This is a genomic window from Pseudomonas syringae group sp. 26L6 (genome assembly GCF_032587815.1).
Classification (GTDB): domain Bacteria; phylum Pseudomonadota; class Gammaproteobacteria; order Pseudomonadales; family Pseudomonadaceae; genus Aquipseudomonas; species Aquipseudomonas amygdali.
The window spans coordinates 386,035-404,058 of sequence record NZ_JAWHPJ010000020.1 but is presented as its reverse complement, the minus strand read 5'-3'; the positions used below and the strand labels follow the sequence as shown (position 1 = coordinate 404,058).

Here is an 18,024-nt window from a genome sequence, read left to right as displayed (position 1 = left end):
CGCTCACATGACTACGCATATACAACGCTCTGCTTTACTGCCGTACCCGGCCGGGTTCCTTTATGACCTGGTCAATGATGTGGCTCGTTATCCCGAGTTTCTGCCGTGGTGCTCTTCCGCTACCGTGCTGGAGTCCAGCGAAGCGCAGATGCGCGCCAGCCTGGAAATTGCCAAGGGCGGTCTGAGCCAGAAGTTCATGACGCGCAACACGCTTACCCCAGGCGAATCGATCGTGATGGACCTGGTTGAGGGGCCATTCGAGCAGTTTCATGGCGTCTGGACATTCAAGCCGCTGGGCGAGAAGGCCTGCAAGATCAGCCTGGATCTGTCCTTCGATTATGCCGGCTCTATCGTTCGCGCCACCCTCGGGCCACTGTTCAATCAGGCGGCCAATACGCTGGTGGATGCGTTCTGTCAGCGAGCGAAAGAGCTGCATGGCTGAGGCAGTGATTCAGATTGAGGTGGTGTACGCCTCTGTGCAGCGTCAGGTGTTAATGACGCTGGATGTTCCGGCGGGCTCCTCAGTGCGTCAGGCGCTGGCTCTCAGTGGCATGGACAGGGAGTTTCCCGAGCTGGATCTGGCGCAGTGTGCCGTAGGCATCTTCGGCAAGGTGGTGGCTGATCCTTCCACGCGGGTGCTGGAGGCGGGTGAGCGAATAGAGATCTATCGTCCGCTATTGGCCGATCCCATGGAGATCAGGCGTCTGCGTGCCGCCAGGGCACGGGAGAAACGGACGCTTCCCGGCTGAACGCTGACTGAACGAAAGGCACAAAAAAGCCCGGCATGCCGGGCTTTTTGTTGAGCGCTGCGGACTAACGAGAGTTGGTGTCCAGAGGCTCTTGGGTCGGGACAGGTACTGTCTCGACGCTGTCCACGTCTTTCTGGATCTTGTCCAGCAACGAACCTGGCTTGGCCGGCTCTTCAGGCTTCTGCACCGGCTGATTCTCTGCCGGGACAGTGGTATCGCTGCCTTTGCCGAGAATGGCTTCATCGCGGCTGACACCGGGCATGAAGTCGCCAGACAGGCTCACAAGCTGGTCATTGCCGTTGAATATAAGGCTGACACGCTCCTGCTGGCGTTCACCGCCACCTGGCTGCAGGCTGTACAGGTAATCCCACCGATCGGAGTGGAAAGTGTCGGTCAACAGGGGATTGCCCATGATAAACCGTACTTGCCGTCGGGTCATTCCGGGGCGTAACTGGTCTATCATGTCCTGCGTGACGACATTACCCTGCTGGATGTCGATTTTGTAAACCCCGGGGAATGAACAACCGGCGAGTGCGAGCAGTCCCACGAAGGTGAAACTGGTTAGCAAGAGCTTGGTGTTTTGCATCGGTGGGCGACTTCCACTATCTTGGCTGGGACAACGTAAACCCCGATCATACCTGCATTAAGAGAAGCTGCGAAGCAGCGTCTGCGAGAAAGCTGACCATGGTTGAAAATAGCGAACTACGTAAAGCAGGACTAAAGGTAACCCTACCAAGGGTTAAAATACTCCAAATGCTCGATTCTGCCGAGCAGCGCCACATGAGTGCCGAGGATGTCTACAAGGCGCTTATGGAGGCAAGCGAGGACGTCGGCCTGGCCACGGTTTACCGTGTTCTGACCCAGTTTGAAGCCGCTGGATTAGTGGTGCGCCACAATTTCGACGGCGGTCACGCTGTGTTTGAGCTGGCTGATGGCGGCCATCACGACCACATGGTCAACGTGGAGTCAGGTGAGGTAATCGAGTTCTTCGACGAAGAAATCGAGAAGCTTCAAAAGGCTATTGTCGAAAGACACGGCTTTGACCTGGTGGACCACAATCTGGTGCTCTACGTCCGCAACAAGAAGGCGTAAGCCAGACGGCGTAAAAACCAGCACCAAAGGCGACCCCGGGTCGCCTTTGTGCTTTCTGCGGTTCAGCTTTTAGCGGTAACGACCATCTTTTTGGCGTGCGCCAGAGATTCCTTGGTCAGGTCGATGCCCCCCAGCATTCGGGCCACTTCTTCTATGCGCTCGGTCTTGCTGAGCTTGGAAACCGCCGTACGCGTGGCGTCGTTGTCGCGGACCTTGTGCACAAACAGATGCTGATGGCCCTGCGCGGCAACCTGCGGCAGGTGGGTGACGGTCATGACTTGCCCGCGCTCGCCCAGGCGACGCAGCAGTTGTCCCACGATCTCGGCGGTCGGCCCGCCAATGCCCACGTCGACTTCGTCGAATACCAGCGTCGGCACCCGCGAGGTTTGTGCAGTAATGACCTGAATCGCAAGGCTGATACGCGACAGCTCGCCACCCGACGCGACTTTGGCCAGCGCTTTCAGTGGTTGGCCGGGGTTGGCGCTGACCAGTAGCTCTACCTGCTCAAGACCGTGAGGCGACGGTTCTACGCTGGCATTGGCTTTAAGGTCGATCTGGAAACGACCGCCGGGCATGCCCAGTCGATGAATTTCCTGCTCTACAGCGCTGGCCAGTGTCGTTGCCGAATTGCGGCGCAGGTCGCTCAGTTCGCGGGCCTTCTCCTGATAGTGCCGGGCAAATGCCTGCACTTCGTGCTCCAGGCGCTCGATGGATTCGTCGTTGGCATTCAGTGTTTCTATTTCATCCAGCAGCTTTTGTTGCAGCGTGGCCACTTCACCTGGCTGAATGCGGTGCTTGCGCGCCAGTGTATAGATAGCATCAAGACGCTCTTCAAGCTGTTGCAGTCTGGCCGGGTCGGCGTCGAAGTGATCCAGAAAACGGTTCAGTTCGCCTACCGCTTCTTCTACCTGTATCTGCGCGCTGGACAGCAAGCCGGTGGCCTCGCTCAGGGCGGACGGCGAATGGTCGACGCTGCCCAGCCGATGCAGGCTGGCAGTCAGGGCATTGAGCACGTTGCCGGAATCGCTTTCACTGCACTGCTCGACCACTTGTCGGCAAATGCTCAGCAGGCTTTCGGCGTTGGTCAGGTCTTTGTGTTCCTGCTCGAGCTGTTCAAGCTCGTTTTCGCCCAGGCTCAGGCTTTCCAGCTCTTCAAGTTGATAGCTGAGCAGTTGATGGCGTGCGCGCTGCTCGTCCCCTGAATTGGAGAGGCGCTCCAGCTCTTGTCGCGTCTGCCGCCAGCGCTGTGCGGCGAGATGGACCTGACGGGCCAGGTCGGTAGCACCAGCGTATTCGTCCAGCAGGCGTCGGTGGGTATCGGTTTTAAGTAGCGACTGATGCTCATGCTGGCTGTGGATATCAATGAGCAGTTCCCCCAGTGCCTTCAAATCTCCCTGGGGGCAGGGCGAGCCATTGATGTAGGAGCGTGACCGACCTTCGGCGGTAATGACCCGGCGCAGGATGCAGGGGCCGTCGTTGTCCAGGTCGCGCTCTTTGAGCCAGGTCTGTGCCTCGGGAATGTCGCCCAGGTCGAATGTGGCCAGGATATCGGCCTTGTCGGCACCCGGCCGGACCACGCCGCTGTCGGCACGGTCGCCCAGCGTAAGGCCCAGGGCGTCGAGCATGATCGACTTGCCAGCGCCGGTTTCGCCGGTGATGACGCTCATGCCTCGATCCAGTTCGAGGTCAAGGTGTTCGACAATGGCGTAGTTGTGTACGGAAAGGTGCACCAGCATTGAGCGGCTCCCGGGCTGTTTGTCTGGTTATTTATACAGTGTTTTATTTGTTGCTGACAATGCCTTCGCTTAGCTCGATTTGATCGGTTTGCAGTGGTTTTTAGTCGCTCTTGTTTCGGTCCGCAATTTTTCGCTCGTCCGGAATCCGCATTATTTGTCAGGGAATGCGTATCTCGATTGCATGAAACCCTTGAAGCCGGAAATTCCGATCCCATATAGGTGGACAGAAGCGCGAATCGGGATCGCGGACGTTTTTAGAGGAGAACATGTATGGCTGACGAACAGAATCTGGATGCGCAGGCTCAGGATCAGGCTGCCGAGGCGGGCGCGGGTGAAGAACTGACAACCCGTGTGCAGGTGCTCGAAGAGCAACTGGCTGCTGCGCAGGACCAATCCCTTCGTGTGGCTGCGGATCTGCAGAATGTCCGCCGCCGTGCTGAGCAGGATGTTGAAAAGGCGCACAAGTTTGCGCTGGAAAAATTTGCCGGTGATCTGTTGCCGATCATCGACAGTCTGGAGCGAGGCCTTGATCTGTCCAATCCGGACGATGAAAGCATTCGCCCGATGCGTGAAGGCATCGAGCTGACCTTGAAGATGTTTCAGGACACCCTCAAGCGTTATCAGTTGGAAGCCATTGATCCACATGGTCAACCGTTCAGTGCCGACCAGCACCAGGCGATGGCCATGCAGGAAAGTGCCGACGTCGAGCCTAATACTGTGCTCAAGGTATTCCAGAAGGGTTATCAGCTCAATGGTCGCCTGTTGCGCCCGGCCATGGTCGTGGTCAGCAAGGCACCGTCGCCTGCAACGCCGTCAATCAACGAGCAGGCTTGAAATCAGCTGTAAGGCCCCCATTTAAAGGTCAAGCGTTTAAGAGCTACCGCACGGTGTAAACGCACTGGCGGCAACCAAATCCAAGTTTTGCAAGTTTCGGGAGAGTCAAGATGGGCAGAATTATCGGTATCGACCTGGGGACTACCAACTCCTGCGTCTCCATTCTGGAAAACGGTAACGTCAAGGTTATCGAGAACGCAGAAGGTACTCGTACTACACCTTCGATCATTGCTTATGCCAATGACGGTGAGATCCTGGTCGGTCAGTCCGCCAAGCGTCAGGCCGTTACCAATCCGCACAACACGCTGTACGCGGTAAAGCGTCTGATTGGTCGCAAGTTCGAAGAGGATGTCGTTCAGAAAGACATCCAGATGGTTCCTTACAAGATCGTCAAGGCTGACAACGGTGATGCCTGGGTTGAAGTGAATGGCCAGAAAATGGCGCCTCCTCAGATTTCCGCTGAAATCCTGAAGAAAATGAAAAAGACCGCCGAAGACTACCTCGGTGAAGCGGTTACCGAAGCGGTCATCACCGTTCCGGCCTACTTCAACGACAGTCAGCGTCAGGCAACCAAGGATGCTGGCCGTATCGCCGGTCTGGACGTCAAGCGCATCATCAACGAACCAACCGCGGCCGCTCTGGCTTACGGTATGGACAAGGCCAAGGGCGATCACACTGTCATCGTTTATGACCTGGGTGGCGGTACGTTCGACGTCTCGGTCATCGAGATTGCCGAAGTTGATGGCGAGCACCAGTTCGAAGTGTTGGCCACCAACGGCGACACGTTCCTGGGCGGTGAAGACTTTGACATTCGTCTGATCGACTACTTCGTCGACGAATTCAAGAAAGAAAGCGGCATGAACCTCAAGGGTGACCCGCTCGCCATGCAGCGTCTGAAAGAAGCTGCCGAGAAAGCCAAGATCGAGCTTTCTTCCAGCACGCAGACCGAAGTCAACCTGCCGTACATCACTGCAGATGCAACCGGTCCAAAGCACTTGGTCGTGAAAATTTCGCGCTCCAAGCTGGAATCGCTGGTTGAGGACCTGGTTCAGCGCACCATCGCTCCTTGCGAAATGGCGCTTAAAGATGCTGGCATCGACAGAAGCAAGATCAACGACGTGATTCTGGTCGGTGGTCAGACCCGTATGCCGCTGGTGCAGAAGCTGGTAACCGAGTTCTTCGGTAAAGAAGCACGTAAAGACGTCAACCCTGACGAAGCCGTTGCAATGGGTGCTGCCATCCAGGGCGCTGTGTTGGCCGGCGATGTCAAAGACGTTCTGCTGCTCGACGTCAGCCCGCTGACTCTGGGTATCGAAACCATGGGCGGCGTGATGACTGCGCTGATCGAGAAAAACACCACGATTCCTACCAAGAAATCCCAGGTGTTCTCGACTGCCGATGACAACCAGAACGCGGTAACCATTCACGTACTGCAGGGTGAGCGCAAGCAAGCCGGTCAGAACAAGTCCTTGGGCAAGTTCGACCTGGCCGAGATTCCACCTGCTCCACGTGGCGTGCCACAGATCGAAGTAACCTTCGACATCGACGCAAACGGCATTCTGCATGTTGGCGCGAAAGACAAGGCGACCGGCAAGCAGCAGTCCATCGTGATCAAGGCCAACTCCGGTCTGTCCGAGGAAGAAATTCAGCAAATGGTCCGTGATGCTGAGGTCAACTCCGAAGAAGATCGCAAGTTCGAAGAGCTGGCCTCTGCCCGTAACCAGGGTGATGCGCTGGTCCACTCGACTCGCAAAATGATCGCCGATGCGGGTGACAAGGTCACTGCTGAAGAGAAAACGGCTGTCGAGGCTGCACTGGTTGCTCTGGAAGCTGCTATCAAGGGCGACGACAAGGCAGCCATTGAAGCGAAGGTTGAAGAGCTGTCGAAGGTTTCCGCGCCAATCGCTCAGAAGATGTACGCCGAGCAGGCCGAAAACCCTGAAGCAGCGGCCAAGCCTGCTGAAGAAAATGCCAAGGCTGATGACGTTGTCGATGCCGAGTTCGAAGAAGTGAAAGACCACAAGTAAGCGCAGGCTCACTTGAACGCCGGTTGACCTCTTTCGAGCGCTGACTGGTAGGATGTCGCCGCGCGGGAGCTTGCTCCCGCGTTGGCGTGTCTGGAACAAGCAAAATTTCGGCGTGCGGATTTGCTCCGCAAGCCATGTGGCAAGATCGCTACGCTCCTGCGTAGCGAATCATTCTGCCGCTTTCTCGGCCAGACCTATCTGGTTGTTGAACGAAGACCAGGATCGTTGAATTGACGTGAGTTGGGTCCAGGGCCTGTATGGGGCTCAACGAGTTTGGCAGGGTTCAGGAGGGTCTTGCCGAACGTCCTCAAGAGTGCGGAAGAACTATGGCAAAGCGTGATTATTACGAAGTGTTGGGAGTGGAGCGAGGCTCCAGCGAGGCGGACCTGAAAAAGGCTTATCGCCGTCTGGCGATGAAGCATCACCCCGACCGCAACCCTGATGACAAAGCCTCGGAAGAGCTGTTCAAAGAGGCCAACGAGGCCTATGAAGTGCTGTCCGATGCCAGCAAGCGCGCTGCGTACGATCAGTATGGCCATGCTGGTGTCGACCCGAGCATGGGTGGCGGCGGCGGTTTTGGTGGTGGTGCCGGTGGTGCCAATTTCTCCGACATCTTCGGTGATGTGTTCAGTGATTTCTTTGGCGGTGGCCGCGGCGGTGGCGGCGGTGGTCGTGGTGGTGCCCAGCGCGGCAGCGATCTGCGCTATACGCTGGAGCTGAATCTGGAAGAAGCGGTTCGCGGTACTAACGTGAATATCCGCGTTCCGACACTGGTCAACTGCAAGCCGTGCGATGGCAGCGGTGCCAAGAAAGGCTCGTCGCCCGTTACCTGCCCTACGTGCGGTGGTATCGGTCAGGTCCGCATGCAGCAGGGTTTCTTCTCGGTGCAGCAAACCTGCCCACGCTGCCATGGCCACGGCAAGATCATTTCCGACCCGTGCGATTCGTGCCACGGTGAAGGTCGTGTCGAAGAGTCCAAGACGCTTTCGGTCAAGGTGCCGCCAGGTGTTGATACCGGTGACCGCATTCGTCTGTCTGGCGAGGGCGAGGCGGGTACTCAGGGTGGGCCTACCGGTGACCTGTATGTCGTGATCAATGTGCGCGAACACGCGATCTTCCAGCGTGACGGCAAGCACCTGTTCTGCGAAGTGCCGATCAGCTTTACCGATGCCGCGCTGGGTGGCGAGCTTGAAGTACCGACCCTTGATGGTCGCGTCAAACTGAAAATCCCCGAAGGTACCCAGACCGGCAAGCAGTTCCGCTTGCGCGGCAAGGGTGTCGCTCCGGTGCGTGGCGGCGGTGCTGGTGACTTGATGTGCCGTGTAGCGGTCGAGACCCCGGTCAACCTGAGCAAGCGTCAGCGCGAGCTGCTTGAAGAGTTCCGCACTTCGCTTGAAAACGACGAGTCCCACTCTCCCAAGGCCAGTGGCTGGTTCGAGGGTGTGAAGCGTTTCTTCGGCGATCTGTAAGGCTATCAACGGGAGCAGGGCATGCGACGTATTGCTGTAGTGGGCGCCGCCGGGCGCATGGGCAAGACCTTGATCGAGGCGGTTCAGCAGGCACCGGGTGCCGGGTTGACCGCCGCTATCGATCGTCCTGACAGCACGCTGGTGGGTGCGGATGCAGGCGAGCTGGCTGCGCTGGGGCGTATCGGTGTGCCGTTGTCGGGCGACCTGGCAAAAGTGGCGGATGAGTTCGACGTTTTGATCGACTTCACCCACCCTTCAGTAACGCTGAAAAATCTGGCGTTCTGCCGTAAGGCCGGCAAGGCCATGATTATCGGCACGACTGGCTTCAGTGCCGAAGAGAAGCAGCGTCTGGTCGAAGCGGGTAAAGACATCCCGATTGTTTTCGCTGCCAACTTCAGCATTGGTGTAAACCTTTGCTTGAAGTTGCTGGACACCGCCGCGCGTGTTCTGGGTGATGAGGTCGATATCGAAATCACCGAGGCGCACCACCGGCACAAGGTCGATGCGCCGTCCGGCACCGCCTTGCGCATGGGTGAAGTGGTTGCCAATGCGCTGGGGCGCGACCTGGAAAAAGTCGCTGTCTACGGCCGTGAAGGCCAGACCGGCGCGCGTGATCGTCAGACCATCGGGTTTGCGACCATTCGTGCCGGTGACGTTGTCGGCGACCATACCGTGCTGTTCGCAGCAGACGGCGAGCGGGTCGAGATCACCCACAAGGCATCCAGTCGCATGACCTTTGCCAAGGGTGCCGTGCGGGCTGCAATGTGGCTCGACGGCAAGGCGCCAGGGCTTTACGACATGCAGGATGTACTGGGTCTGCATTGATTTCATACAGGGCCATTCGTGGCCCTGTCGCATTTTCCCGCATTTCAGGCTCATTGGTGGTAGACCAAAAAGGGCCTTTTCTGTAAGCTACAGCTTTAGTGTGTCCACTAAAAGCGCGCAGATGATTCCATAAGAAAGCGGGGTGACGTAACTACGTCATTCCGCTTTTTTGCAGCCTGCGATCGCCCTTTCAGGTTTTATTTACGGGAGGTCTTCTTGACTAAGCCAGCCATACTCGCCCTTGCTGATGGCAGCATTTTTCGCGGCGAAGCCATTGGAGCCGACGGTCAGACCGTTGGTGAGGTGGTGTTCAACACCGCAATGACAGGCTATCAGGAAATTCTTACCGATCCTTCCTACGCCCAGCAAATCGTTACCCTGACTTACCCGCACATCGGCAATACCGGTACAACGCCTGAAGACGCAGAGTCCGATCGTGTCTGGTCCGCTGGCTTGGTCATCCGTGACCTGCCGCTGGTCGCCAGCAACTGGCGTAACAAGCTGTCCCTCGGTGATTACCTGAAAGCCAATAATGTCGTTGCCATCGCCGGCATCGATACGCGTCGCCTGACCCGCATCCTGCGTGAGAAAGGCGCCCAGAACGGCTGCATCATGGCTGGCGACAACATTTCCGAAGAAGCAGCCATCGCTGCTGCTCGCGGGTTCCCCGGCCTCAAGGGCATGGACCTGGCAAAGGAAGTCAGTACCAAGGACACCTACGAGTGGCGTTCCAGCGTCTGGAACCTGAAGACCGACAGCCACCCTGAAATCGCTGCTTCCGAGCTGCCCTATCATGTGGTCGCTTACGACTACGGCGTCAAGGTCAACATTCTGCGCATGCTGGTCGAGCGCGGTTGCCGGGTGACTGTGGTGCCTGCGCAAACGCCTGCCAGCGATGTGCTTGCCTACAAACCCGACGGTGTTTTCCTGTCCAACGGCCCTGGCGACCCCGAGCCGTGCGACTACGCCATCAAGGCGATCAGGGAAGTGCTGCAAACCGAAGTGCCGGTATTCGGTATCTGCCTGGGTCACCAGCTTCTGGCCTTGGCTGCCGGTGCCAAGACCGTGAAAATGGGCCATGGCCACCACGGTGCAAACCACCCCGTTCAGGATCTGGACACCGGTGTGGTCATGATCACCAGCCAGAACCACGGTTTTGCTGTTGATGAGGCCACGCTGCCGGGCAATGTTCGCGCCATTCACAAGTCGTTGTTCGACGGCACCCTTCAGGGTATCGAGCTGACCGACAAGAGCGCATTCAGCTTCCAGGGTCACCCTGAGGCGAGCCCGGGCCCGAATGACGTCGCGCCTCTGTTTGATCGCTTTATCGAAGCCATGGCCAAGCGACGCTGACCGGTTGCCTTGAGACTGTAATACGCAGGTGCCCTGGGCGGCCCCGGACTCAATGTCCGGTTGCTGCCGCCCAGGCCACCTCAAAGAAATGTTCAAGACGGCTTGCCGACTGACCTGCGGATTTGAGTGACAACCCATGCCAAAACGTACAGATATTAAAAGCATCCTGATTCTCGGCGCCGGCCCCATCGTGATCGGCCAGGCCTGTGAATTCGACTACTCCGGCGCCCAGGCCTGCAAGGCTCTGCGCGAAGAGGGTTACCGCGTCATCCTGGTGAACTCCAACCCGGCCACCATCATGACCGACCCGGCCATGGCCGACGCGACCTACATCGAGCCGATCAAGTGGCAGACCGTTGCCAAGATCATCGAAAAAGAGCGTCCTGACGCACTGCTGCCAACCATGGGCGGCCAGACGGCTCTGAACTGCGCACTGGACCTGGAGCGCGAAGGCGTTCTGGAGAAGTTCGGCGTGGAGATGATCGGTGCCAACGCCGATACCATCGACAAGGCTGAAGACCGCTCGCGTTTCGACAAGGCCATGAAGTCTATCGGCCTGGCGTGCCCGCGTTCCGGTATCGCGCACAGCATGGAAGAAGCCAACGCGGTTCTCGAAAAGCTCGGCTTCCCGTGCATCATTCGCCCATCGTTCACCATGGGCGGCACGGGCGGCGGTATCGCATACAACCGTGAAGAATTCGAAGAAATCTGCGCTCGCGGTCTGGACCTGTCGCCGACCAAAGAGCTGCTGATCGACGAATCGCTGATCGGCTGGAAAGAGTACGAAATGGAAGTTGTCCGCGACAAAAAGGACAACTGCATCATCGTCTGCTCGATTGAAAACTTCGACCCGATGGGCGTGCACACCGGTGACTCCATCACCGTTGCTCCGGCACAGACCCTGACCGACAAGGAATACCAGATCCTGCGTAACGCCTCGCTGGCAGTGCTGCGCGAGATCGGCGTTGAAACCGGTGGCTCCAACGTTCAGTTCGGCATCTGCCCGGACACCGGCCGTATGGTCGTGATCGAGATGAACCCGCGCGTATCGCGTTCCTCGGCGCTGGCCTCCAAGGCGACCGGGTTCCCGATTGCACGCTTTGCCGCCAAGCTGGCAGTGGGCTACACCCTTGACGAGTTGTCGAACGAAATCACCGGCGGCAAGACCCCGGCTTCGTTCGAACCGTCGATCGACTACGTCGTCACCAAGCTGCCGCGCTTTGCTTTCGAGAAATTCGCCAAGGCGGATGCGCGTCTGACCACTCAGATGAAGTCGGTCGGTGAAGTCATGGCTATCGGCCGCACCTTCCAGGAGTCCCTGCAGAAAGCCTTGCGCGGCCTGGAGGTCGGCGTTTGCGGTCTCGATCCGAAGCTGGACCTGAGCCACCCTGAAAGCATGAGCACGCTCAAGCGCGAGCTGACTGTGCCGGGTGCCGAGCGTATCTGGTACGTCGCCGACGCCTTCCGCGCAGGCATGACGGTTGAAGAAATCTTCGCCATGAACATGATTGACCCCTGGTTCCTGGTGCAGATCGAAGATCTGGTAAAGGACGAAGAGAAGGTCAAGACGTTGGGCCTGTCGGCAATCGATCGTGACCTGATGTTCCGCCTCAAGCGCAAGGGCTTCTCCGATGCGCGTCTGGCCAAGCTGGTCGGCGTCACCGAAAAGAACCTGCGTACGCATCGTCACAAGCTGGACGTGTTCCCGGTCTACAAGCGCGTCGACACCTGCGCCGCCGAGTTCGCAACCGACACCGCGTACCTGTACTCGACGTACGAAGAAGAGTGCGAAGCCAACCCTTCGACGCGCGACAAGATCATGATCCTCGGCGGTGGCCCTAACCGTATCGGCCAGGGTATCGAGTTCGACTACTGCTGTGTACACGCGGCCCTGGCGCTACGTGAAGACGGGTACGAGACCATCATGGTCAACTGCAACCCGGAAACCGTTTCCACCGATTACGACACCTCTGACCGTCTGTACTTCGAGCCTGTCACCCTGGAAGACGTGCTGGAAATCGTGCGGGTCGAGAAGCCGAAAGGTGTGATCGTCCAGTACGGTGGCCAGACGCCGCTGAAACTGGCACGTGCCCTTGAAGCAGCCGGTGTGCCGATTATCGGCACCAGCCCTGACGCCATTGACCGTGCCGAAGACCGTGAGCGCTTCCAGCAAATGGTCGAGCGCCTCAACCTGCGTCAGCCGCCAAACGCCACTGTGCGTAGCGAAGACGAAGCCATTCGTGCTGCGGCGAAGATCGGTTATCCGCTGGTGGTGCGTCCGTCCTATGTACTGGGCGGCCGCGCGATGGAAATCGTTTATCAGGAAGACGAGCTCAAGCGTTACCTGCGTGAAGCGGTTCAAGTGTCCAACGACAGCCCGGTGCTGCTGGACCACTTCCTGAACTGTGCCATCGAGATGGACGTCGATGCGGTCTGCGACGGGACTGACGTGGTGATTGGCGCGATCATGCAGCACATCGAGCAGGCGGGCGTTCACTCCGGTGACTCCGCATGCTCGCTGCCGCCGTACTCGCTGCCTGCACACATCCAGGACGAGATGCGTGAACAGGTCAAGAAAATGGCTCTGGAGCTGGGCGTTGTCGGCCTGATGAACGTACAGCTGGCACTTCAGGGCGAAGATATCTACGTCATTGAAGTCAACCCGCGTGCATCGCGTACCGTGCCGTTCGTTTCCAAGTGCATCGGTGTTTCTCTGGCCATGATCGCGGCTCGTGTGATGGCAGGTAAAACCCTGAAAGAGCTGAACTTCACCAAGGAAATTATCCCGAACTTCTACAGCGTGAAGGAGGCAGTGTTCCCGTTTGCCAAATTCCCTGGCGTTGACCCGATCCTCGGCCCGGAAATGAAATCGACCGGCGAAGTGATGGGCGTGGGCGATACTTTCGGTGAAGCGTTCGCCAAGGCTCAGATGGGCGCGAGCGAAGTGCTGCCGACTGGCGGTACTGCTTTCATCAGTGTGCGTGACGATGACAAGCCTCTGGTTGAAGCAGTCGCCCGTGACCTGATCAATCTGGGTTTCGAAATCGTTGCTACCGCAGGTACTGCCAAGCTGATCGAAGCGGCAGGCCTGAAAGTACGTCGCGTGAACAAGGTGACCGAAGGGCGCCCACACGTGGTCGACATGATCAAGAATGACGAAGTCACCCTGATCATCAACACCACCGAAGGTCGTCAGTCGATCGCAGATTCCTATTCCATCCGTCGCAACGCCTTGCAGCACAAGATCTACTGCACCACTACCATTGCAGCAGGCGAAGCGATCTGTGAAGCGCTCAAATTCGGTCCCGAGAAGACCGTACGTCGCTTGCAGGATCTCCATGCAGGATTGAAGGCATGATCAAATACCCAATGACTGTTCAGGGCGCTCGCGCCCTGGAAGAAGAGCTGACTCACCTGACCAAGGTGATCCGTCCCAAGTTGAGCCAGGACATCGGTACTGCGCGCGAACTGGGCGACCTCAAGGAAAACGCCGAATACCACGCTGCCCGCGAGCAGCAGGGTATGGTCGAGGCGCGTATTCGTGATATTGAAGGCCGCATGCAGAACGCTGTGGTGATCGACGTTACGACTATTCCGCACACTGGCAAGGTGATTTTCGGCACGACAGTCGAAATCGCCAACGTCGAAACCGACGAAAGCGTTGTCTACCAGATCGTTGGTGAGGACGAGGCGGATATCAAGAAGGGCAAGATTTCAGTGGGTTCGCCCATTGCTCGCGCCTTGATTGCCAAGGAAGAGGGCGATGTCGTCGTCGTGAAAACGCCTAGCGGCGTTATCGAATACGAAATCATCGAAGTGCGTCACATCTGATGCCTGTCGCCCGCTTTGGCGGGCGCAGTCAGCAGCAAAAAAGAGTCAGGGCACGCCTTTTGGCGGCCCTGACTTCTGTTTTTATCCGTGCGCGCGGTGGACGTTGGAGAGCTGCTTGTTTACCTTTGGGTTCTTGCGGTAGATCAGCGCCATTTTGCCGATGACCTGTACAAGATCCGCCGAACCTGCTTTGCACAGTTCTGCAACGGCGCCCAGGCGGCTCTCGCGATCAAGGATGTTGAGCTTGATCTTGATCAGCTCGTGATCGCTCAATGCGCGTTCAAGCTCTGCAAGTACACCTTCAGTCAAACCATTGTCAGCCACGATCAACACCGGTTTCAGATGGTGGCCAATGGATTTGTATTGTTTCTTCTGCTCTGGAGTGAGCGGCATAATCTGACCTCTGCGTCTGATCTTTTAAAAGCGGCGGCCAGTTTACCCGAGCGAGTCCGGGACCGCCCAGTTAATCACGACTCGTTTATTTTTGAGGTGCCCCGTGGCCCGTTCCAAGACAAGCCATAACTGGCTCAAAGAACACTTCGACGACAAGTACGTCAAAATGGCGCAGAAGGACGGCTACCGTTCGCGTGCCAGCTACAAGCTGCTCGAGATTCAGGAAAAGGACAAACTCATCCGTCCGGGCATGACCGTTATCGACCTCGGTGCTGCGCCCGGAGGCTGGTCGCAGGTGACCAGTCGTCTGATCGGCGGTCAAGGTCGTCTGATTGCTTCCGACATCCTTGAAATGGACAGCATCCCTGATGTGACCTTCATTCAGGGGGATTTTACCGAGGACAAGATTCTCGAGCAGATCCTTGAGGCAGTCGGTAATACGCAGGTAGACCTTGTGATTTCCGATATGGCCCCCAATATGAGTGGATTGAGCGCTGTAGATATGCCGCGTGCGATGTTTCTCTGTGAATTGGCGCTCGATCTGGCCGGTCGGGTACTACGTCCCGGTGGCGATTTTCTGATCAAGGTCTTCCAAGGTGAAGGCTTCGATGTCTACCACAAGGATATTCGCAAGCTGTTTGACAAGGTGCAGATGCGCAAGCCTTCGTCATCCCGCGACAGGTCACGCGAGCAATACCTGCTGGCTCGCGGCTTTCGTGGAATCGACGGGGCAGCCAGCATCGAGCGTTTTTGAAGGGGCACGATAGCTTTTTTCAAATGGCGTTACCGATGCAGCATGACTGAACATTGTGTTGTCAAAGTTTCACAAAGGGTTACAGACGGTGTCTGCCGTATCTGTAGGTTCTGTAGTAAGTTAGGCCGGTGAATATCATGCGAGGCACGCTTGCTGCGTGGAGCTTGCTTCAGAGGGTAGCTAATTGAACGATATGGCAAAGAATTTGATCCTGTGGTTGATCATCGCGGCTGTCCTGGTGACGGTGATGAACAACTTCTCCAGCCCTAACGAGCCGCAGAACCTCAACTATTCCGAGTTCATCCAGCAGGTCAAGGATGGCAAGGTCGAGAAGGTTTCCGTCGATGGCTACGTCATTACGGGCAAGCGCAGTGATGGCGACACCTTCAAGACCATCCGCCCGAACATTCCGGACAACGGTCTGATCGGTGATCTGGTCAGCAACAACGTCGTGATCGAAGGCAAGCAGCCTGAGCAGCAGAGCATCTGGACTCAGTTACTGGTGGCCAGCTTCCCTATCCTGGTGATCATTGCGGTGTTCATGTTCTTCATGCGCCAGATGCAGGGCGGGGCGGGCGGCAAGGGCGGTCCGATGAGTTTCGGCAAGAGCAAGGCGCGTCTGCTGTCTGAAGATCAGGTCAAGACCACTCTGGCCGATGTTGCCGGTTGTGACGAAGCCAAGGAAGAAGTCGGCGAGCTTGTCGAGTTCCTCCGTGATCCGGGCAAGTTCCAGCGTCTGGGCGGCCGCATCCCGCGTGGTGTGCTGATGGTCGGTCCTCCGGGTACCGGTAAGACGCTGATCGCCAAGGCCATTGCCGGCGAGGCGAAAGTGCCGTTCTTCACCATTTCCGGTTCTGATTTTGTCGAGATGTTCGTGGGTGTTGGTGCAAGCCGCGTCCGTGACATGTTCGAGCAGGCCAAGAAACATGCTCCTTGCATCATCTTCATCGACGAAATCGATGCGGTCGGTCGCCATCGTGGCGCTGGCATGGGTGGTGGTCACGACGAGCGTGAGCAAACTCTCAACCAGTTGCTGGTCGAGATGGACGGTTTTGAAATGAATGACGGCATCATCGTCATTGCCGCTACCAACCGTCCTGACGTGCTCGACCCGGCGTTGCTGCGTCCGGGCCGCTTCGACCGTCAGGTGGTTGTAGGTCTGCCGGACATTCGTGGCCGCGAGCAGATCCTCAAGGTTCACATGCGCAAGGTTCCGATGGGCGAAGACGTCAATGCAGGCGTTATCGCTCGCGGTACACCGGGCTTCTCCGGTGCCGATCTGGCTAACCTGGTCAACGAAGCGTCGCTGTTCGCTGCTCGCTCCGGCAAGCGCGTCGTAGAGATGAAAGAGTTCGAACTGGCCAAGGACAAGATCATGATGGGCGCCGAGCGCAAATCGATGGTCATGTCCGAAAAGGAAAAGCGCAACACGGCCTACCACGAAGCGGGTCACGCTATCGTAGGGCGTCTGGTGCCTGAGCATGATCCGGTCTACAAGGTCTCGATCATTCCTCGCGGTCGCGCGCTGGGTGTAACCATGTTTCTTCCTGAAGAAGACCGTTACAGCCTGTCCAAGCGTGCGTTAATCAGCCAGATCTGCTCGCTTTATGGTGGTCGTATCGCGGAAGAAATGACTCTGGGCTTCGATGGCGTCACAACGGGTGCATCCAACGACATCATGCGCGCCAGTCAGATCGCCCGGAACATGGTCACCAAATGGGGCTTGTCTGAAAAGCTCGGCCCGTTGATGTACTCCGAAGACGAAGATGCGGGTTACCTGGGTCGCGGCAGCAGCCAGAACTCCAGTGTTTCCGGCGATACTGCCAAGCTTATCGATTCCGAAGTGCGCAGCATCATCGATCACTGCTACGGCACTGCCAAGCAGTTGCTCACGGACAATCGTGACAAGCTTGAAGCGATGGCCGATGCGCTGATGAAGTATGAAACCATTGATGCCGATCAGATCGACGACATCATGACCGGTCGCGTGCCTCGTGAACCGCGTGACTGGGGCGGTGGTTCGGGTACCAACGGTACTCCGATCACACCTGGCCCTCGTCCGGAAACTCCGATTGGCGGCCCTGCTGCCGAGCACTAAGGTCTGACATGACAGCTGCGCTGTACCCAACCCGGTTGCCTTGCGGCAACCGGGTTCTTGATTTGGCCCATACACACGTGATGGGTATCCTCAACGCAACCCCGGACTCCTTTTCCGATGGCGGCCGCTACAGCCAGCTTGATGCTGCCTTGCGTCATGCCGAAGCAATGGTGCAGGCCGGTGCCACACTGATCGACGTCGGCGGCGAGTCGACGCGCCCGGGTGCGCGTCCGGTGTCTGCGTCAGAAGAGGTCGAGCGTGTGGCGCCGGTGGTTGAGGTCATCGCGCGCGAGCTGGATGTGATCATCTCTGTGGATACGTCGACACCTGAGGTCATGCTGGCGACAGCTGGCCTGGGTGCCGGGCTTATCAACGATGTTCGCTCGCTTCAGCGGCCAGGCGCGCTTGAGGCGGCTGCAAGCACTGGTTTGCCGGTGTGTCTCATGCACATGCTGGGCGAACCCGGAACCATGCAGAATGACCCGTACTACGATGACCTCGTGGGTGAGGTCTGTGCCTTCCTCGCTGAGCGTATGAAGCAGTGTGCTGCAGCGGGAATCGATCAGCAAAAGATCATTCTTGATCCGGGCTTTGGTTTTGCCAAGACACTGGAGCACAATCTGAGCCTGTTCAAGCACATGGAAGCGCTGCATGCGCTCGGTCAACCTTTGCTGGTGGGCGTTTCGCGCAAGAGTATGATCGGTGCTGTGCTGGGACGACCTGTCGATCAGCGTCTGTCCGGTGGGCTGGCCCTGGCTGCTTTGGCTATGACCAAGGGGGCCCGAATTCTACGTGTGCACGATGTCGCCGAAACGGCTGACGTGGTGCGCATGATCGCAGCTGTCCAGGCAGCTGAATAACAA

General features: G+C 57.7%; 16 protein-coding genes. 13 read left to right on the top strand and 3 right to left on the bottom strand.

Going from position 1 to position 18,024, the window contains the following annotated elements; all coding sequences use genetic code 11:
• Positions 1-7: 7 nt before the first annotated feature.
• Positions 8-442 (top strand): type II toxin-antitoxin system RatA family toxin, encoded by a 435-nt coding sequence (locus RYA97_RS12790; protein ID WP_004656689.1) that lies wholly within the window; start codon positions 8-10, stop codon positions 440-442.
• Positions 435-749, top strand: coding sequence for an RnfH family protein (locus tag RYA97_RS12785; protein ID WP_002555144.1), 315 nt, complete (start codon positions 435-437; stop codon positions 747-749). The genes RYA97_RS12790 and RYA97_RS12785 overlap by 8 nt, the downstream gene beginning before the upstream one ends.
• A 64-nt stretch (positions 750-813) precedes the next feature.
• On the opposite strand, the gene RYA97_RS12780 is transcribed toward RYA97_RS12785, so the two are convergent.
• Positions 814-1,335 (bottom strand): outer membrane protein assembly factor BamE, encoded by a 522-nt coding sequence (locus tag RYA97_RS12780; RefSeq protein ID WP_002555143.1) that lies wholly within the window; start codon positions 1,333-1,335, stop codon positions 814-816.
• A 98-nt stretch (positions 1,336-1,433) separates the two neighbouring features.
• Between RYA97_RS12780 and fur the strand changes: the two genes are divergently transcribed.
• The gene (fur, locus tag RYA97_RS12775; protein WP_002555142.1) at positions 1,434-1,841 is read left to right on the top strand and encodes a ferric iron uptake transcriptional regulator; all 408 of its coding nucleotides are present in this window, start codon (positions 1,434-1,436) and stop codon (positions 1,839-1,841) included.
• A gap of 62 nt (positions 1,842-1,903) precedes the next feature.
• On the opposite strand, the gene recN is transcribed toward fur, so the two are convergent.
• Positions 1,904-3,577 (bottom strand): DNA repair protein RecN, encoded by a 1,674-nt coding sequence (recN, locus tag RYA97_RS12770; RefSeq protein WP_004666216.1) that lies wholly within the window; start codon positions 3,575-3,577, stop codon positions 1,904-1,906.
• Between the two features lie 270 nt (positions 3,578-3,847).
• Here recN and grpE point away from each other — a divergent pair, with 270 nt between their 5' ends.
• The 7 genes from grpE to greA all read left to right on the top strand — a co-directional run bounded on the left by grpE (position 3,848) and on the right by greA (position 13,916).
• Positions 3,848-4,411 carry a nucleotide exchange factor GrpE gene (gene grpE, locus RYA97_RS12765; RefSeq protein WP_002555140.1) on the top strand — a complete coding sequence of 188 codons (564 nt, stop codon included), beginning with the start codon at positions 3,848-3,850 and terminating at the stop codon, positions 4,409-4,411.
• A 110-nt stretch (positions 4,412-4,521) separates the two neighbouring features.
• Positions 4,522-6,438 (top strand): molecular chaperone DnaK, encoded by a 1,917-nt coding sequence (dnaK, locus tag RYA97_RS12760; RefSeq protein WP_005733029.1) that lies wholly within the window; start codon positions 4,522-4,524, stop codon positions 6,436-6,438.
• Between the two features lie 326 nt (positions 6,439-6,764).
• The gene (dnaJ, locus tag RYA97_RS12755) at positions 6,765-7,907 is read left to right on the top strand and encodes a molecular chaperone DnaJ (RefSeq protein WP_002555138.1); all 1,143 of its coding nucleotides are present in this window, start codon (positions 6,765-6,767) and stop codon (positions 7,905-7,907) included.
• Positions 7,908-7,928: 21 nt separating this feature from the next.
• On the top strand, positions 7,929-8,732 hold the full coding sequence (gene dapB, locus RYA97_RS12750) for a 4-hydroxy-tetrahydrodipicolinate reductase (RefSeq protein WP_054098148.1): 804 nt from the start codon (positions 7,929-7,931) through the stop codon (positions 8,730-8,732).
• Positions 8,733-8,948: 216 nt separating this feature from the next.
• Complete coding sequence (gene carA, locus RYA97_RS12745; protein ID WP_005733031.1) at positions 8,949-10,085, top strand: glutamine-hydrolyzing carbamoyl-phosphate synthase small subunit; 1,137 nt, start codon at positions 8,949-8,951, stop codon at positions 10,083-10,085.
• Between the two features lie 136 nt (positions 10,086-10,221).
• Positions 10,222-13,443: a carbamoyl-phosphate synthase large subunit gene (carB, locus tag RYA97_RS12740; RefSeq protein WP_316892384.1), complete on the top strand. Its 3,222-nt coding sequence runs from the start codon at positions 10,222-10,224 to the stop codon at positions 13,441-13,443.
• Positions 13,440-13,916 (top strand): transcription elongation factor GreA, encoded by a 477-nt coding sequence (gene greA, locus RYA97_RS12735; RefSeq protein ID WP_002555134.1) that lies wholly within the window; start codon positions 13,440-13,442, stop codon positions 13,914-13,916. Before carB ends, greA begins: the two co-directional genes overlap by 4 nt.
• Before the next feature lie 81 nt (positions 13,917-13,997).
• On the opposite strand, the gene RYA97_RS12730 is transcribed toward greA, so the two are convergent.
• The gene (locus tag RYA97_RS12730; RefSeq protein WP_002555133.1) at positions 13,998-14,309 is read right to left on the bottom strand and encodes a YhbY family RNA-binding protein; all 312 of its coding nucleotides are present in this window, start codon (positions 14,307-14,309) and stop codon (positions 13,998-14,000) included.
• 103 nt (positions 14,310-14,412) lie between these two features.
• On the opposite strand from RYA97_RS12730, the gene rlmE reads away from it, so the two are divergent.
• From rlmE to folP, 3 genes are all read left to right on the top strand, one after another.
• Positions 14,413-15,063 (top strand): 23S rRNA (uridine(2552)-2'-O)-methyltransferase RlmE, encoded by a 651-nt coding sequence (rlmE, locus tag RYA97_RS12725; protein ID WP_004666214.1) that lies wholly within the window; start codon positions 14,413-14,415, stop codon positions 15,061-15,063.
• Positions 15,064-15,256: 193 nt separating this feature from the next.
• Entirely contained in the window at positions 15,257-17,161 is a 1,905-nt protein-coding gene (gene ftsH / locus RYA97_RS12720) for an ATP-dependent zinc metalloprotease FtsH (protein WP_316892382.1), read from the top strand.
• 8 nt (positions 17,162-17,169) lie between these two features.
• Positions 17,170-18,021: a dihydropteroate synthase gene (gene folP / locus RYA97_RS12715; RefSeq protein WP_057404296.1), complete on the top strand. Its 852-nt coding sequence runs from the start codon at positions 17,170-17,172 to the stop codon at positions 18,019-18,021.
• Positions 18,022-18,024 lie beyond the last annotated feature (3 nt).

Excerpts from the sequence above, each read along its gene's own strand:
- dnaJ (WP_002555138.1), top strand. The coding sequence starts at position 6,765 with ATGGCAAAGCGTGATTATTACGAAGTGTTGGGAGTGGAGCGAGGCTCC.
- dapB (WP_054098148.1), top strand. The coding sequence starts at position 7,929 with ATGCGACGTATTGCTGTAGTGGGCGCCGCCGGGCGCATGGGCAAGACC.
- RYA97_RS12780 (WP_002555143.1), bottom strand. The coding sequence starts at position 1,335 with ATGCAAAACACCAAGCTCTTGCTAACCAGTTTCACCTTCGTGGGACTG.
- RYA97_RS12785 (WP_002555144.1), top strand. The coding sequence starts at position 435 with ATGGCTGAGGCAGTGATTCAGATTGAGGTGGTGTACGCCTCTGTGCAG.
- fur (WP_002555142.1), top strand. The coding sequence starts at position 1,434 with ATGGTTGAAAATAGCGAACTACGTAAAGCAGGACTAAAGGTAACCCTA.
- ftsH (WP_316892382.1), top strand. The coding sequence starts at position 15,257 with ATGGCAAAGAATTTGATCCTGTGGTTGATCATCGCGGCTGTCCTGGTG.
- carB (WP_316892384.1), top strand. The coding sequence starts at position 10,222 with ATGCCAAAACGTACAGATATTAAAAGCATCCTGATTCTCGGCGCCGGC.
- grpE (WP_002555140.1), top strand. The coding sequence starts at position 3,848 with ATGGCTGACGAACAGAATCTGGATGCGCAGGCTCAGGATCAGGCTGCC.
- recN (WP_004666216.1), bottom strand. The coding sequence starts at position 3,577 with ATGCTGGTGCACCTTTCCGTACACAACTACGCCATTGTCGAACACCTT.
- RYA97_RS12790 (WP_004656689.1), top strand. The coding sequence starts at position 8 with ATGACTACGCATATACAACGCTCTGCTTTACTGCCGTACCCGGCCGGG.
- greA (WP_002555134.1), top strand. The coding sequence starts at position 13,440 with ATGATCAAATACCCAATGACTGTTCAGGGCGCTCGCGCCCTGGAAGAA.
- folP (WP_057404296.1), top strand. The coding sequence starts at position 17,170 with ATGACAGCTGCGCTGTACCCAACCCGGTTGCCTTGCGGCAACCGGGTT.
- RYA97_RS12730 (WP_002555133.1), bottom strand. The coding sequence starts at position 14,309 with ATGCCGCTCACTCCAGAGCAGAAGAAACAATACAAATCCATTGGCCAC.
- dnaK (WP_005733029.1), top strand. The coding sequence starts at position 4,522 with ATGGGCAGAATTATCGGTATCGACCTGGGGACTACCAACTCCTGCGTC.